General features: G+C 44.7%; 14 protein-coding genes. 6 read left to right on the top strand and 8 right to left on the bottom strand.

The features are described 5' to 3' along the window. The first annotated feature begins 37 nt into the window (after nt 1–37). The 5 genes from C1S73_RS23130 to C1S73_RS23110 all read left to right on the top strand — a co-directional run bounded on the left by C1S73_RS23130 (nt 38) and on the right by C1S73_RS23110 (nt 4879). Nucleotides 38–553 carry an NUDIX hydrolase gene (locus C1S73_RS23130; protein ID WP_038867641.1) on the top strand — a complete coding sequence of 172 codons (516 nt, stop codon included), beginning with the start codon at nt 38–40 and terminating at the stop codon, nt 551–553. Between the two features lie 24 nt (nt 554–577). Next, a complete protein-coding gene (gene ltaE, locus C1S73_RS23125) occupies nt 578–1582 on the top strand; it encodes a low-specificity L-threonine aldolase (RefSeq protein ID WP_009696116.1) in 1005 nt (334 codons plus the stop codon). A gap of 78 nt (nt 1583–1660) precedes the next feature. Next, the gene (locus C1S73_RS23120; protein ID WP_038867644.1) at nt 1661–1987 is read left to right on the top strand and encodes a c-type cytochrome; all 327 of its coding nucleotides are present in this window, start codon (nt 1661–1663) and stop codon (nt 1985–1987) included. Between the two features lie 218 nt (nt 1988–2205). Then, nucleotides 2206–3738 carry a putative basic amino acid antiporter YfcC gene (yfcC, locus tag C1S73_RS23115; RefSeq protein WP_081634756.1) on the top strand — a complete coding sequence of 511 codons (1533 nt, stop codon included), beginning with the start codon at nt 2206–2208 and terminating at the stop codon, nt 3736–3738. Nucleotides 3739–3883: 145 nt separating this feature from the next. Then, nucleotides 3884–4879, top strand: coding sequence for a succinylglutamate desuccinylase/aspartoacylase family protein (locus tag C1S73_RS23110; RefSeq protein ID WP_038867648.1), 996 nt, complete (start codon nt 3884–3886; stop codon nt 4877–4879). 65 nt (nt 4880–4944) lie between these two features. Here the strand turns inward: C1S73_RS23110 and C1S73_RS23105 are convergent, their stop codons facing one another. The 7 genes from C1S73_RS23105 to C1S73_RS23075 form a co-directional block, all read right to left on the bottom strand. Further along, entirely contained in the window at nt 4945–5466 is a 522-nt protein-coding gene (locus tag C1S73_RS23105; protein WP_038867650.1) for a lipocalin family protein, read from the bottom strand. A gap of 56 nt (nt 5467–5522) precedes the next feature. Next, the gene (locus C1S73_RS23100) at nt 5523–6050 is read right to left on the bottom strand and encodes a histidine phosphatase family protein (RefSeq protein ID WP_038867652.1); all 528 of its coding nucleotides are present in this window, start codon (nt 6048–6050) and stop codon (nt 5523–5525) included. Nucleotides 6051–6077: 27 nt separating this feature from the next. Next, nucleotides 6078–6506 (bottom strand): hypothetical protein, encoded by a 429-nt coding sequence (locus tag C1S73_RS23095; protein WP_038867655.1) that lies wholly within the window; start codon nt 6504–6506, stop codon nt 6078–6080. Further along, the gene (locus tag C1S73_RS23090; protein WP_038867657.1) at nt 6493–7146 is read right to left on the bottom strand and encodes an amino-acid racemase; all 654 of its coding nucleotides are present in this window, start codon (nt 7144–7146) and stop codon (nt 6493–6495) included. Before C1S73_RS23090 ends, C1S73_RS23095 begins: the two co-directional genes overlap by 14 nt. Nucleotides 7147–7216: 70 nt before the next feature. Next, nucleotides 7217–7462: a hypothetical protein gene (locus C1S73_RS23085; RefSeq protein WP_038867660.1), complete on the bottom strand. Its 246-nt coding sequence runs from the start codon at nt 7460–7462 to the stop codon at nt 7217–7219. A 117-nt stretch (nt 7463–7579) separates the two neighbouring features. Continuing rightward, nucleotides 7580–8122 carry a P-loop NTPase family protein gene (locus C1S73_RS23080; RefSeq protein WP_038867663.1) on the bottom strand — a complete coding sequence of 181 codons (543 nt, stop codon included), beginning with the start codon at nt 8120–8122 and terminating at the stop codon, nt 7580–7582. A 357-nt stretch (nt 8123–8479) separates the two neighbouring features. Beyond that, a complete protein-coding gene (locus C1S73_RS23075; protein ID WP_038867665.1) occupies nt 8480–10165 on the bottom strand; it encodes an immunoglobulin-like domain-containing protein in 1686 nt (561 codons plus the stop codon). 373 nt (nt 10166–10538) lie between these two features. On the opposite strand from C1S73_RS23075, the gene C1S73_RS23070 reads away from it, so the two are divergent. Then, nucleotides 10539–10919: a cystatin domain-containing protein gene (locus C1S73_RS23070; RefSeq protein WP_038867668.1), complete on the top strand. Its 381-nt coding sequence runs from the start codon at nt 10539–10541 to the stop codon at nt 10917–10919. A 100-nt stretch (nt 10920–11019) separates the two neighbouring features. Here C1S73_RS23070 and C1S73_RS23065 read toward each other — a convergent pair whose 3' ends face one another. Continuing rightward, the gene (locus C1S73_RS23065) at nt 11020–14076 is read right to left on the bottom strand and encodes an AAA family ATPase (protein ID WP_038867671.1); all 3057 of its coding nucleotides are present in this window, start codon (nt 14074–14076) and stop codon (nt 11020–11022) included. Between the last annotated feature and the right edge of the window lies 1 nt (nt 14077).

The raw sequence follows: 14077 nt of genomic DNA, 5'->3' as shown, positions 1-14077 counted from the left end.
ACGTCAACACGCGGTTACCGCTAGGATCCACAACTGCATGAGCAATACAATTCATAAATGGAAACAGATTTCTCTGGTCGAAGAGGAAGTTAAACTACCAACTGGTCGGATGATCAAACATACCACTATCCAACACCCCGGTGCTGCCGTTATCTTACCTATTACTTCAGATGGCAACATCGTTCTTGTTAATCAATTCCGTCCCTCTCTTAACAAATGGCTGCTTGAATTGCCTGCTGGCACACGTGAAGGCGATGAAGATCCATTGCATTGTGCTCAAAGAGAGTTGGAAGAAGAAACAGGATACAGCGCCGAAAAGTTCACATCGCTTGGTCAAGTTACCCCTCTTGCTGGTTTTTGTGATGAAATCCAGTACTTGTTTGTTGCTGAGCAACTGAACAGGACCAATCGATACGAGTGTGACGACGATGAAGTGATTGAAGTGGTGACATTGTCACGAGAAGAACTCGAACAACAAATTATTCAAGGCATTATTACGGATGCCAAAACTATCGCTTGCCTAAGCAAAGCTCGTCTTTGCGGTTATATTTAGGTCTTTTCGACCGAGGAGAGAATTATGGACTTTCGATCAGATACCGTTACGCAACCTACCCAAGCAATGCGTGAAGCAATGTTTACCGCTCCTGTCGGCGATGATGTGTACGGTGATGACCCAACCGTTAACGAATTAGAGCAATTTGCTGCTGAGCTTGCGGGCTTTGAAGCCGCAATGTTCACCACCTCTGGCACACAAGCAAACTTACTTGGCTTAATGGCACACTGTGAGCGCGGTGATGAATACCTATGTGGTCAGCAAGCGCATAACTACAAGTACGAAGCTGGCGGCGCGGCGGTACTGGGTTCTATTCAACCTCAACCGATTGAAAACAACCCAGACGGTACTTTGCCATTTGATAAGCTAGAAGCAGCAATCAAGCCAGATGACGCGCACTTTGCACGTACTCGCCTACTTAGTCTGGAAAACACCATCAACGGTAAAGTGATTCCTCTTTCCTACCTTGCTGAGGCTCGTGAGTTTGTGAACAAACATAACTTGCAGATGCACCTAGATGGCGCTCGCGTATTCAACGCAGCTGTAGCGCTTGATGTTCCAGTGAAAGAGATTGGTCAGTACTTTGATTCAATGACTATCTGTTTATCTAAAGGTTTGGCTGCCCCTGTTGGTTCGCTACTACTTGGTAGCAAAGAGTACATCGCAAAAGCACGCCGCCTAAGAAAAATGGTTGGCGGTGGTATGCGCCAAGCGGGTATTCTTGCTGCAGCCGGTAAACTAGCCCTTACCGAGCAAGTAGAACAGCTAAAACAAGACCATATCAATGCGAAAACGTTGGCGGAGGGTTTAGCGGAATTGCCTGGTTTCTCTGTTAATCCAGAGTTTGTTCAAACCAACATCGTTTTTGCCAAGCTTGATCCACAAGTGGATATCGCCGGTATCGCAGAAAAGATGAAGGAGCAAGGCATCACGATTACCCCAGGAAACCCAATCCGCTTCGTGACGCACAAAGATATTTCAGCACAAGACATCGATACCTTCCTATCTAGCCTTAAATCTCTGCTTTAACTTGATTTTGATCATTGAGCTTCCCCTAAGGGGAAGCTTTATTCTATGCGCTTTCAAGAACTACAATGAGTGCATTCAATGCTTAGATACGTGCTTCTGACATCTCTTCTTCTCTCTTCCTCTGTTGTGGCGAAACCTTTTGGTAACGTTGATAAAGGCAAACTTAAATCGTCAAGCTGTGTTTACTGTCATGGTTCGAACGGCATGACGACAAACGACGCTTACCCTAACCTAGCCGGTCAGAATGCTCAGTACCTGTATGATTCTATGAAAGCCTATCAAGATGGGCTTCGCTTAGGTCCTTTGGCTGAGATGATGGCAGCCCAATTACGCATGCTAAATGATGAAGATTTGCGCGATGTTGCCGCGTTTTATTCAGAACAAACTCCTCATGCAGAAAAGTGAATAATTATGGGACTTGTGAATCGCCACAAGTCCTAACTCTGTTTTCATTCGCACAACATCTAACCAAAACAATTAACCATTAAATCATTGATAAGCGACTCAACCCTCTTCAGATCAAATTATTGATGAATTTATAGTTCATAAACTCAGTTAATATTGACTTTTTATTCTATTTTATCGATATTTCATGCTTTCTATAATTCGACGTGAAATAGGTTATGTCTCACACACACGCTCTGCCATCGGAATCGGCGGCAACCCCTAAATCATGGCAGATGCCTGATACCCTCATTTTGATCTTCATTGTTGGTATTCTTGCTGCGATTCTTACCTACTTAATCCCTGCTGGTCATTTCGATAGCCAACAGGTGACCTACATGGTCGACGGTGCAGAAAAAACTCGCACAGTTATCGACCCCTCTTCTTTCTCTTATGCAACCGACGAAAACGGTGAATTGGTTTACAACAAGGTTGGACTGTTCGCTTCAGGCGGTGGCATTGGTCTAATGAACTTTCCATTCGAAGGTCTGGTTTCAGGCTCTAAATGGGGCAGCGCGATTGGCGTTATCATGTTCATGCTGGTTATCGGTGGTGCATTTGGTGTGGTAATGCGCACAGGCACAATCGACAACGGTATCCTTCGCCTTATCGATAAGACCAAAGGCAACGAAGCGCTATTCATTCCCGTTCTGTTCTTGCTGTTCTCTTTGGGCGGCGCAGTATTTGGTATGGGTGAAGAAGCCGTTGCATTTGCGATTATTATCGCGCCACTAATGGTTCGCCTTGGCTACGATGGTATTACTACAGTAATGGTGACCTACGTTGCGACTCAGATTGGTTTTGCAACATCTTGGATGAACCCATTCTCGGTAGCAATTGCACAAGGTATTGCTGGCATTCCTGTTCTGTCCGGTATGACTGTACGTATGGGTCTTTGGGCGGCGTTCACCGCGATTGGTATTGCTTTCACTATGATTTACGCATCGCGTATCAAAGCAAACCCTGAGCTTTCTTACAGCCGTCGTACTGACAAATACTTCCGTCAGCAAGAGCTAGGTGACCACGATTCTCGTTGGAACCTAGGTGACACCTTAGTTATCCTTACGGTTATTGCAACGACAGTATGGGTTGTTTGGGGCGTAGTAGCTAACGCATGGTACATTCCAGAAATCGCGTCACAATTCTTCACTATGGGCTTTGTCGTTGCGATTATCGGTACGATCTTCCGTCTGAACGGCATGACGCTAAACTGTGCGGCTGACGCATTTAAAGAAGGTGCAGCAATCATGCTTGCTCCTGCTCTTTTGGTTGGTTGTGCGAAAGGTGTATTGCTTATCCTAGGTGGCGGTACTACTGATGAAGCAAGCGTACTGAACTCGATCCTGAACAGCGCTGGTGGCGTAATCAGCGGTCTTCCTGACGTTGCTGCGGCTTGGTTGATGTATGTTTTCCAATCTATCTTCAACTTCTTCGTGACTTCAGGCTCTGGTCAAGCAGCACTGACTATGCCTCTATTGTCTCCTCTTGCAGACATCGCTGGCGTTACTCGTCAGGTTGCGGTTCTAGCATTCCAACTTGGTGACGGTTTCACTAACGTTATCGTTCCAACTTCAGCGTCGCTAATGGCAACACTGGGTGTATGTCGTATCGACTGGGGTGACTGGGCGAAATTCTGCTGGCGCTTTATGCTATTACTCTTTACCCTATCGAGCATTGTCGTCGTCGCAGCTCACGTGATGGGTTTTGCGTAAACTGATTACCAATATCCCTAAGCACTTAAACGTGAAAACGTAGCTTTGGTATAAAGAATAAGGCGAGACAAAGTTCTCGCCTTTTTTAATTCAAGCCGTATGGCAAACAAGCATCAAAGTAAGATGTTTTGGAGTGACAACTTTAATGGCAACACAATTTCTGGATGACGTAATTCAAGGTCATCAAGTCATTCAATCTCTTGACGTAACAGACTTACCTGCAGGCGAGCATAAGTTTTGGTTCCGTATTGCAACCAACGCCCTATCTCAATGGCAACATTTGCCTGTGTTAGTCTTCAAGGGCGAAAAACCGGGTAAGAAAATCATGATCACAGCTGGTGTTCATGGTGACGAATACAATGGTGTTTTAGCGGCGCAAAAGACCGCTCGTGAACTGATTGGCAAAGACATCGCGGGTACTGTAACTGTCGTTCCGACCATCAACCTGACGGGTATGCTGAACCACAGCCGTGACTTCTTCTCTGCGGATCCAGATGCATCTCCTGCAAACTTAAACCGTTTCTTCCCTGGCGATGCAAATGGCAACGAAGCAAACCGCTTCCTATTTGCTTTGTGGAATAACCTTCTTAAACCGAACGCAGAACTGGCGATTGATTTGCACACTCAAACCACTGGTGCTGCTTACCCGCTGTACGTGTTTGCTGACTTCCGTATTGAGCAATCTCTGGAAATGGCTCGCCTCATTAACCCAGATGCGATTCTTAACGATCCGGGTGACGCTGGAGTACTTGAAACCGTCTGGAACAACAGCGGCATTCCAAGCATCACCATCGAGGTGGGCATGGGTCGTTACACAGAACAAGAGCTGATCGACCGTACCGTGACTGGCATCTTCAATATCCTTGCTCGTCATGACGTAGTGACCGGTGAAGTTGCAGAGATCACGCCCTGCCTAGAAGGCAAAGACATCATCAGCATTCGCGCTGAATTAGGTGGTTTTGTACTACCACAAGTGAAGATGATGGATAAGGTAGAACAAGGTCAATTGGTTGCAATTCAATACGACAGCTTTGGTGATGAGATTCAGCGTTACACAGCGCCGACTGAAGGTACAGTGCTGAGCCACAATATTGAATCGATCCGAGCACCAGGTTCATTAGTTGTTCGATTAATTAAGTAATCCAGAACTCAGTTAAATAAATGCCCCACTTTTTGTGGGGCATGTTTCATTTGTCGCTGTAAGTATTACTTTGTTTGCTCTACGAGAATTAATTCGTCCGACGCAAAGCCTTTCTCTTTTGCTACTTGTTTGAAGCGCTCGACCGTTGCTTTATCGACAGTCGGTGTGCGTGACAGTAGCCATAGGTAGTCGTGATTGAAACCAGAGATAAACGCGTAGTCGTAGTTCTCACCTAGTTCAAATACGATGTAAGACGAATAAAACGGACCGAAGAAAGACACTTTTAAATGCCCTGTGTTTTCACCATCAACGAAATACGCTTTGCCGTCAGCTTGCGTCCATTCTTTATCTTCTTCTGAATAACCTCGGTTGATAACTGTTACACCGCCATCCTCACGAAGCTCGTATTCAGCTGTCACATTCGATAAACCGCGCTCAAAAGAGTTATCAAGACGCGCAATTTCATACCACTTACCTAGATATGGTTGAAGTTCAAAGTTGTTGACGGGCTCCACGCCGTCCGGTTTAGACGTACAGCCAAACAACGTTGCAAGAGACAAAAGTAAAAGTGTTTTAAAAGATTTCATACAGCAACCTGAAATTAAATTAGTGTCTGATTTTACTATAGAAGATAAAAATTAGATCAGAAATTAATGTATCGAAATTCTCCACAAGACAGTCCTACGTCTTGGAAACCTTGCAGTGCTTCAAACACATTAAAGTGGCTCACGACAACAACCTTTCGATATTGACGGTAACGCTCCAGTACTAACTCCGCTCGTGTTTTTAGCTCGTCAACATGTTCATAGCGGGAGTCAGTCATTGGAATACCTGCATTTAAAAGCTCTCGGTATTCGTGCCAGCGTCGGTCTCTCTCATTCAAGGTAATGTAGCCGCCTTCTTTGTCAGCACGCCACTCTCTCAAGTCATGCTCAACAAACAAAGGCAAACCGCGATGACGATTGAGAATTTCTGCAGTTTGAAGAGTACGCGTATAAGGTGAGCTTATGATGATTTCAGCATCATTGAAGACTGGATGATTGAGTTTTTCTTGCAGCTCGGGCAAATGCTCTTGGCAAAGCGGCGCATAATCCTTCTCAAGTTGGGTCATCTGCCGCTCATCCGCTAACGTAAAATCTGGCACGCCATGCCTTACAAATACAATATCCATATTGTGGTACTCGTCCTTGTTAAATTGCTATTGAGAAATTGGAGTCAGTTTTAGATAGGAGTGCACTTCTCCATTTTTGTATTCAATCGCAGAGTGGATGGAAGGTTCACGGTTTCCCACAACAGAAAGTTCATAAGTGTTTTCACCTTTGTAGATCGTGATATGAAGTACACGAGCCTCTAGCTCCCAATGTCCTTTGGTATGAAGGCGTCCAAACAAGGTGTATTCATCAAGTGAACCATCTGCATGCAAATGTACCTCTGTGATGTAGCCACCCGTGCAGCTCTTGATCCAGCAACGATCGCTGACTTCTTCGAGGCGTATTTCTCTTTTGCTTGCCTTCCATTTTGAGAAACGTTCCGACTCCGCAAACGACGCTTCGATATCGGAATGTTCTTTTATGGGCGCCCCTTCAAGCTCGCGTAAGCATAGCTGAATCCAACTAGTTATTTGCATGGAATGTCCTTAAGGTTTCAATTGCCCTTTTTACACCTAAACGTGGGCTGCTTAATACTGGAATGTCGACATCAACTAATGATGCAGCACCTGACATCGAAGCTTGTGCCAATACAATTACGTCATAATCACGAGCCTTTTGTTCTATTACCGCTTTAATCTTGTCGTAATAGCCTTGGTTATCTTGGTCGAGAAAGCGTTCCCAAGCACCTTCAACCACAAACGTATCTAACTGACGGATACAATTACCCTCACTCGTCTCAAGTAACGCCAAGCTAGGCTCAAGCGTTGTCGCGAGTGCCGCGAGTAACAACACTTGCTCATGAGTGACAGCTTGGTCACCCATCGCTCGGTCGATACGCTGAACGTTAACACCCTCCTCTGTAAGCGACTCAGCAAAGCGACCAATTGAGGAGCAAGTACAAACCACCAAGTTTGCTTGTTCAGAAAGCTCTCGTACTTTGTCTTGTACTGATTGCTTCACCTTAGATACGTCCTCTCCATCAACCAGACGCTCCAACAAGTCAGCATCGGCAAAGTGTGCAACTTTTAAATCAGGTGCGAGCTCTGTCATCAATTTGGAGAAAGGTGGAATGTGTACGGGTGAAGTATGAAGAAAATATAGGTCGTATGGCTTCATGCTAAGTTGTCGATTTTTAGTTCAATTTCGACAACTTAGCACAAGGCGATGGGAATTAATGCGATCAGAGTTACTGTTGTGCTTCCCAAAGGCCAAGAAAGTACTTGCCGTAAACCACTTCAGTTTGCATATGCATAATCAGTAGAAATGCAATCAAAGCTAATATAAAGCGATTGAAATAACGGCTGACTTTGGTACGAACTTTTATATCGAATACTCCAATATGAATACCAACATAGGCAAAGGGGTAAATCAACAAAACAGCGAGTAACCAACCTAGGTAGCCGGATATCGCCATTTCTTCGTAACCGATCATAATACCTCCACAATGAATACGACGGGAACGTGGTTAGTATTCATCATCTAACGGAGGCGGAATGTCAGGATTTACACAGCTGCGAGCCGTTGCCAAAAAGTCACTTAAATAAGTTACTTATCTATTTATAAAATCTTGAGAACCAAGAAAATCTTGTGCCATTTTTGGTGAAGTGATGTGGATGAACTCGATAGGCGAACCTTTTAAGTCATCTTTCAATTTTAAATAACGCTTCCGATTCTTTCGGTAATTCTTAACCGACCACCAAATAATCGAGTCTGTACTCAAAAACGCTTTTCTAAAGCTTTCTCTATTGCCAGTTCCTTCCCAAAACTCTTCTTGAGTCCATGCCCTTTTAATAGCACGAGTTATGGAACGATAAGTGGTGATAGAACGTGAATAATCGAGCCAGATGATGGTATCGACTCTTTGCCATTTGTATGGTTGTGTTCGGCTGTAATTCCCGTCGAGTACCCAAGCGCCTTGTTGAGTTACGTCCACGACTTTATCGAAGAACGTCTCATCATCGAGTTCTTTCCAATCGGGAAGCCAGAACAACCTGTCCATTTCTATGTACGTGACACCTAATTTCATTGCGAGCTGCTTTGAAAACGTCGATTTACCGCTTGCACTGCTGCCTACTACATTGATCCTTTTCATTAAATCCTCCTAGGTGACCGTACCAAATTGACAAAGAGCGACGCATTCCAACTATAGGTAAGTCTGGAAAATGCGGAGGCGGGATATTAATGATTACGCTTTAAAGTTCTAGTGTAGGTTCAATAAGATGTGAAGTTACGCGCATAAAAAAGCCTCCAGTGAAGGAGGTCTATACCCAAGTGACTTCAAAGTGCTGATTCAGAGCTTTGTCATTGATTCCCTGTTTACCGAAAGTAAACAAGGAAAACAACGAAGCGGAATAACCAGCTCTTTCCAAGTTGTTTGACGCAGTAATCGGGTCAATGACACACTCCCTGAGGGCGAGTTGACTTGGGTATACCTAAACTAATGAACTAATTACAACTTATCCCATGCGTCTGACCAGTAAACGGTTTCACCAGGTGCATAAGAAGGGTTTGAACACCAGCCCGTGTATGGCCACGGTTTACATTGATACAAGTTGCCATCTGAGCCTGTGACAATGTCACCTGCTTCATACGTTTTTCCAGATTCATACGGAGGGTAACTGCTGCCATCAGAAACAATCACAGTGCGTTGAGCTGTCGTAGTCTGATTTGCACTATCCGTAACTCGGTAAACCAAGTCGTAGACACCTAGCACGTTAACATCTACGCTGCCCTCTACACGAACTTGATCAGTCAAATCACCGTCTTCTGCATCCGTCGCTTTTACGCCTGCCATTGGGTCAAATGCGTCCCCAAGCTGTATGGTCGTATCCGTTACACCTTCAAACTCAGGCACTAGGCTGTAAACAACAACGGTTCTGCTTTGCTTGGTTTCATTGTTGTCGCTGTCTTTTACACTGTAAACCAAAACATATGTGCCAACGGTGTTCACATCAACTGAACCTTCAACAGTAATGCTGTTAGTTAGGTCTCCATCTTCTTTATCAGACGCGGCAACACCTGCATACGGATCAAATGAACTACCGTGATGCACGCGAATATCACTGATACCGCTGAACACCGGTTCGCCTTCACTCGGCGGTGGTGGAGTCTGGCCATGGATAAACGGACCGTAATCCTTCACGAACTTTTCACCGTACGCCTGACCATTCTTGTCTGTGCCCATATCCCAGTTCACCGACCATGTCATTACGCCACGAAGTGCCTGCCCTTGCGCTTTAAGTTGGTCAAACGCGTCGTAAAGATCTTGAGGGTCTTGTACAAAGCCCGTTGCCGCTGCATCAATGTTAGATGGAATACCAAACACCAATTTGTCATGCGGAATTTTGTGGAAACCACGTGTACCGTTCGATAGAGAGTCTGAAATGTAGTAAATGAATTCTTGTTTTAGCGCATCATTGTTTTGTGCAATCCAACCCACACCTTCAACCCAAATGCCATCACCACCTTGGTTATAAAACTGAGGGTTGATCCAATCGTAGTACCCTTCTAATCCAGTAATATAAGGAACGTATTTGCCACCTTCTGTTAAGTATGGAAACTCAGGCGCCATCGTAATTAGGAAGTTTTTACCCTGCTGTTGGTAGTGTTCTTTTACAAGGCGAAGTGAAGCTGGGATTACTGTTTGGTTGTCTGACGCGGTTACTGCAGATTGCTCTAAGTCGATATCCAGACCATCAAAGCCGAACTTATCAGTCAGACGGATGATCTCTTGTGCGAATGCTTGCTCATCGCCAGTTTTCAGCTCAACGTGTGCATCTGCACCACCAAGCGCAATAAGAACGGCGCGTCCTTGTTGGTTTAGTGCGCCAATTTGATCAATAAATTGTTGTTCTGAAAGACCAATATTTGGATCGAGCTTAAAGGTTGGGATACGGCCTTCACTGGTGTTGAACACCTTCATAAAGGAAACGTTAACCACATTGTACATAGGATCAACTTCATCCAGTGTCACACACGGTGCATTACCGCCCTTGTAACCAGCCCCATCGCACCAGTTATGCCAATAACCGACTACGACACCACCATCTGGATTCACCATCTCATTAGCGGATGCTACGTTTGAAAGACCACTCAAACCCAATGCTACTGCTAGATATAGCGCTTTTTGCTTCATCGTGTTACCTCTCATCCATTTTGTTTCATCACAACAATCACTCAGTACTTTGTATTGGCACTTAATGAATTTCGTTTGGATTATATGGCTGAGCTAAGAAAACAGATACACTTACAAAGTTATGTTTTTAATGTCGATTTTATAATTGTGATCTTAATTCACGACGCGAAATGAACCGTAAAGCTGCGCTCGCAATTAAGCGTGACGTTCTATCAAAATCCCACAAAAACTTAACCAATCTTCTTTTTTTGGAGCTCGCTCGCAACGATTTCATCAGGATTTAACCCTCTGCATATCAAAAGTTTGCACAACGTAGACATTGTGCTTTAACACCGAGCTTTATAATGCGTGCTTGCAAACAGAGGTTAATTTTATGAAATTAAAAACCGTGTCAGCTTGCGCAATCTTGATTCTTCTTGCTGGATGTCAGCAAAAAACTCAAGATGAAGCGGCACAACCAACAACCTCGGCAGATGTATGTAATACACAAGGAAATATGCCAGGTGGGTGGAACGAATTTGATGCTACCCCAGACGCTCAAAAGGCAATGGCCTTTGTCCTAAATAAAATGGAAACTCTCTCTTCGTTTAAACAGATCTTGTCCGTTCATGCACAAATTGTGAGTGGTGTGAACTACGCGATAGAGTTTGAATTGAATGACGGTTCAGTTTGGAACGCGGTTGTTTACCGCAATCTTGATGGTGAATATGCGATTACGCAATCACCGAAAGAAGGTCGTTTCTGCGAACAATAAATGCTTCGAAACTGAAAACCCAAAAGCCCGCTATTTTACACCGTAATCTAGCTGGGCTTTTTGTTTATCAATGTTTACCGGTACCGTTTACCTTTACCGATTAAGAATCAAATGCCATCTGAGACTTCACAGAAACTGTAGAACCAAGTCGCGACGGTTCGACATCAATGCGCTGCGCCATTTGCTCTTTCAGCTCGGATACATGAGAAATCACACCAATCATGCGACCCGTTTGTTGTAAGTCGACCAAGGTTTGAATCGCAAGATCCAAAGATTCCGGATCTAAGCTGCCAAAACCTTCATCAATAAACAGCGTATCCAAGCGAATACCGCCACTGTAAGACTGCACAACATCAGATAGACCGAGCGCTAATGCCAACGCTGCCATGAAAGATTCACCACCTGATAACGTCGCAACATCGCGCGTTTTACCTGTGTAGCTGTCCTCTACTACCAAATCCAAGCCTCGTCCTGCAGCACCTTTAAAGCCTTCAGTTTTACGAGCCAAGATATAACGACCTTTACTCATCAGACTTAAACGCTGTGAGGCTTGAATCAATACATCGTCTAATAACACACCAAGGACAAATCGGTGCAGGCTGATACGGCTACCCGTTTTACCGCTTGCAACGTCATACAAGGTACCAAACACTTTATATTCGTCTTCTAACTTAGTGTTCTTGTCATGTAACGTCGCGATGTCATTACGGACTTTCTCTAGACGTTCAAACAGAGAGCGCGTGCTATCAAGCTGATTACGCGCTTCAACATAACTTTGCTGAATGCTGTTTAACTTAACGTTGAGGTCATCTAAATCAGGCAATGCCAAGTCTTTCAATGTTGAACTCAAGTCTGCCAATGTTTGTTCTAGCTTGATTTGGGTCTGTTTGAACACATCAATTTCTTGCTGCCAAATCTGCATCTCGGCTTCATCAACTTTACATGCTATGAATTGCGCTTCATCCTCGAATGCGCTCGCCTGCAAAGCCTGGTTCCAATCAGCTTTAGCTGTGTTCAAACGATCGAGTGCCTCATTCAACCACTGTTGATTGGTTGTCAGTTGGCTTTCAATATTGGTCTTCGCCAGCACGGCTTGTTGCAAATGGTTTTGTGCTGTCTCGAATGCGGTGTTTAACTCCTTAATCTGTTTTTGAATCGCAACAATGTCTTGCTCAAGAACTTCAAGAGATGAGTACTTGGCATCTAACGAAGCAGACAGTTTAGCCAGTTGCTCTTGGTTCACTTTTATCGTCGATTCATTCGCTGCCATCTGGTTTTGCAGATCATTGATCTTACCTTCCCCAGTAACACAACGCTGGTTTAACTCATTGACGCTTTGTTCCAATTGAACCAAGTTAATCGATGACAATTGCTGTAGACGTTCATCGAGCTGCTGCATGGACGCTTGCAACGCGCCTAAATCCATTGATGCGTTTTGACCAAGCTCAACGGATAGTTGCTCAATCTGCTGCTTGTATTGTCCGATTGCGATATTGTGCTGCTCCAATTGATTGTTCAATTGGTTAAGCGCAACTTGCCCTTCTCGCTCTATATTTCGAGCGTTTTGAACTTGATCCTTAGTGACCTCTTCACCAACAAATTGAGCGGGTTGAGGGTGTTCTACACTACCGCACACCGGACACATTTCACCGGTTTGTAAGCGCTGAGCCAATACTGCGGCTTGAGCATTGTGCCAGCTCAATTCAAGTGTATCTGCTGAGCGTTGAAGTTCTACGTATCGCGCTTTTGCTTGGTCAACCGAAGCTTGTTTGCTAGGCGTCAATGCATCCAATTTCGCCAGCTCTTGGTTTAAGCCAGTGAGCTTTTGTAGGTCTTGCATCAAACGTTGTTGCTGTTTTATCTCAGCCTCTACACTGCCAATACTTGCAACATCGACTCGAGCTTGATCTAGTGACTTCTGACCTTGTTGCGCCTCTAGCGTTAACTTCTCTTTCAGAGCGCTATATTTCTTAAGCGTTGCCTCAAACTCCGACTTTTCCGTCAAACCTGCGTTAATGGCTTTCTCTAACTCTGACTTTTCAACCAACTTTCCTTTCATGCCTTCAAGTTGGTATTGCTGCTCTGTCAGTTTTGGCAATTGTGCAGCTTGTTCTTTCGCGGTTTGCAATGCGCCTTCTTTGGATTTTACCGCGTCATTTGCCACAGTAAGATCTTGAGATAGCTTAGCCACCTTTTGCTCAAGCTCTTGCGTTTGCTTTGAGGCATTTTGTAACGTGACATAAGGCAACTCAACCTTGCTTGCCTTCTTCGCATTGCCTAACTGCAATTGACGTGATAAGACAGCATCGCTCTGTTCCAAATGTTGCTTCAATGCAACTTCGGCTTGCTCGCGCTTTTTAAACTCATTGCTCAGCGCTTCGGCTCTTTGCAGTTCCGTTTTTACCGCATTTAATTGCGCCAGAGATTCTTGCTCTTGCTTTTGTACAGATTTAAATTGAACAGATAAGGCTTCGCGCTGCTCTGTCAACTCCGCTTCTGAAGAAACACCAGCTACCTGCAGTGCGCCTCGAATCTGGTTGTCAAACTCGTCTTTGGCTTTGCTAATGGCACTCGCTTTATCTTTCAGCGCATATTCAATCTTCTTGTAGATATCCGTTTGGAATAGCTGACCAAATATCTCTTCACGCTCTTTGGACGTCGCAAGTAACAACTCTCGGAACTTACCTTGTGGTAGCACCATCACTTGGCGGAACTGAGTTTCGTTCAAGCCAATAATATTGGTCACCTCTGTCTTTACTTGCGTTGTTTTGCTAGTGATGAGCTTTTCTTCGTCCGTAATCTCATACAAAGCTGCGGTATGCTTACGCACCGTCATGCCCTCACCACGCGCCTTTGGTGCTTCTTGTTCTGGTGAGCGAATCACTCGATAAGACTTGCCGTGCAAAGAGAACTCTAGCGTCACTTCGGTCAATAACGTTGGCGCTGCCATATCGCAACGCATTTGAATACCTTGGCGCTCGTTACCCGTTGTTTCACCATAAAGCGCAAAACAAATCGCATCGAGAATCGAGGTTTTACCCGAACCAGTAGGACCGTTGATAAGAAACAGAGGGTTAGTTCCCAGCTTGTCGAATTCAATCGTTTCTGTTTGAGCAAACGGACCAAAAGCCTGCATTGTCAGTTTAATGGGTTTCATG

It is taken from the genome of Vibrio jasicida 090810c, assembly GCF_002887615.1.
Taxonomy (GTDB): domain Bacteria; phylum Pseudomonadota; class Gammaproteobacteria; order Enterobacterales; family Vibrionaceae; genus Vibrio; species Vibrio jasicida.
This window is presented reverse-complemented; position numbering and strand designations above follow the sequence as displayed.

Coding starts and splice junctions, on each gene's coding strand:
- C1S73_RS23070 (WP_038867668.1), top strand. CDS start 10,539: ATGAAATTAAAAACCGTGTCAGCTTGCGCAATCTTGATTCTTCTTGCT.
- ltaE (WP_009696116.1), top strand. CDS start 578: ATGGACTTTCGATCAGATACCGTTACGCAACCTACCCAAGCAATGCGT.
- C1S73_RS23085 (WP_038867660.1), bottom strand. CDS start 7,462: ATGATCGGTTACGAAGAAATGGCGATATCCGGCTACCTAGGTTGGTTA.
- C1S73_RS23100 (WP_038867652.1), bottom strand. CDS start 6,050: ATGGATATTGTATTTGTAAGGCATGGCGTGCCAGATTTTACGTTAGCG.
- C1S73_RS23080 (WP_038867663.1), bottom strand. CDS start 8,122: ATGAAAAGGATCAATGTAGTAGGCAGCAGTGCAAGCGGTAAATCGACG.
- C1S73_RS23065 (WP_038867671.1), bottom strand. CDS start 14,076: ATGAAACCCATTAAACTGACAATGCAGGCTTTTGGTCCGTTTGCTCAA.
- C1S73_RS23090 (WP_038867657.1), bottom strand. CDS start 7,146: ATGAAGCCATACGACCTATATTTTCTTCATACTTCACCCGTACACATT.
- C1S73_RS23095 (WP_038867655.1), bottom strand. CDS start 6,506: ATGCAAATAACTAGTTGGATTCAGCTATGCTTACGCGAGCTTGAAGGG.
- C1S73_RS23110 (WP_038867648.1), top strand. CDS start 3,884: ATGGCAACACAATTTCTGGATGACGTAATTCAAGGTCATCAAGTCATT.
- C1S73_RS23075 (WP_038867665.1), bottom strand. CDS start 10,165: ATGAAGCAAAAAGCGCTATATCTAGCAGTAGCATTGGGTTTGAGTGGT.
- yfcC (WP_081634756.1), top strand. CDS start 2,206: ATGTCTCACACACACGCTCTGCCATCGGAATCGGCGGCAACCCCTAAA.
- C1S73_RS23105 (WP_038867650.1), bottom strand. CDS start 5,466: ATGAAATCTTTTAAAACACTTTTACTTTTGTCTCTTGCAACGTTGTTT.
- C1S73_RS23120 (WP_038867644.1), top strand. CDS start 1,661: ATGCTTAGATACGTGCTTCTGACATCTCTTCTTCTCTCTTCCTCTGTT.
- C1S73_RS23130 (WP_038867641.1), top strand. CDS start 38: ATGAGCAATACAATTCATAAATGGAAACAGATTTCTCTGGTCGAAGAG.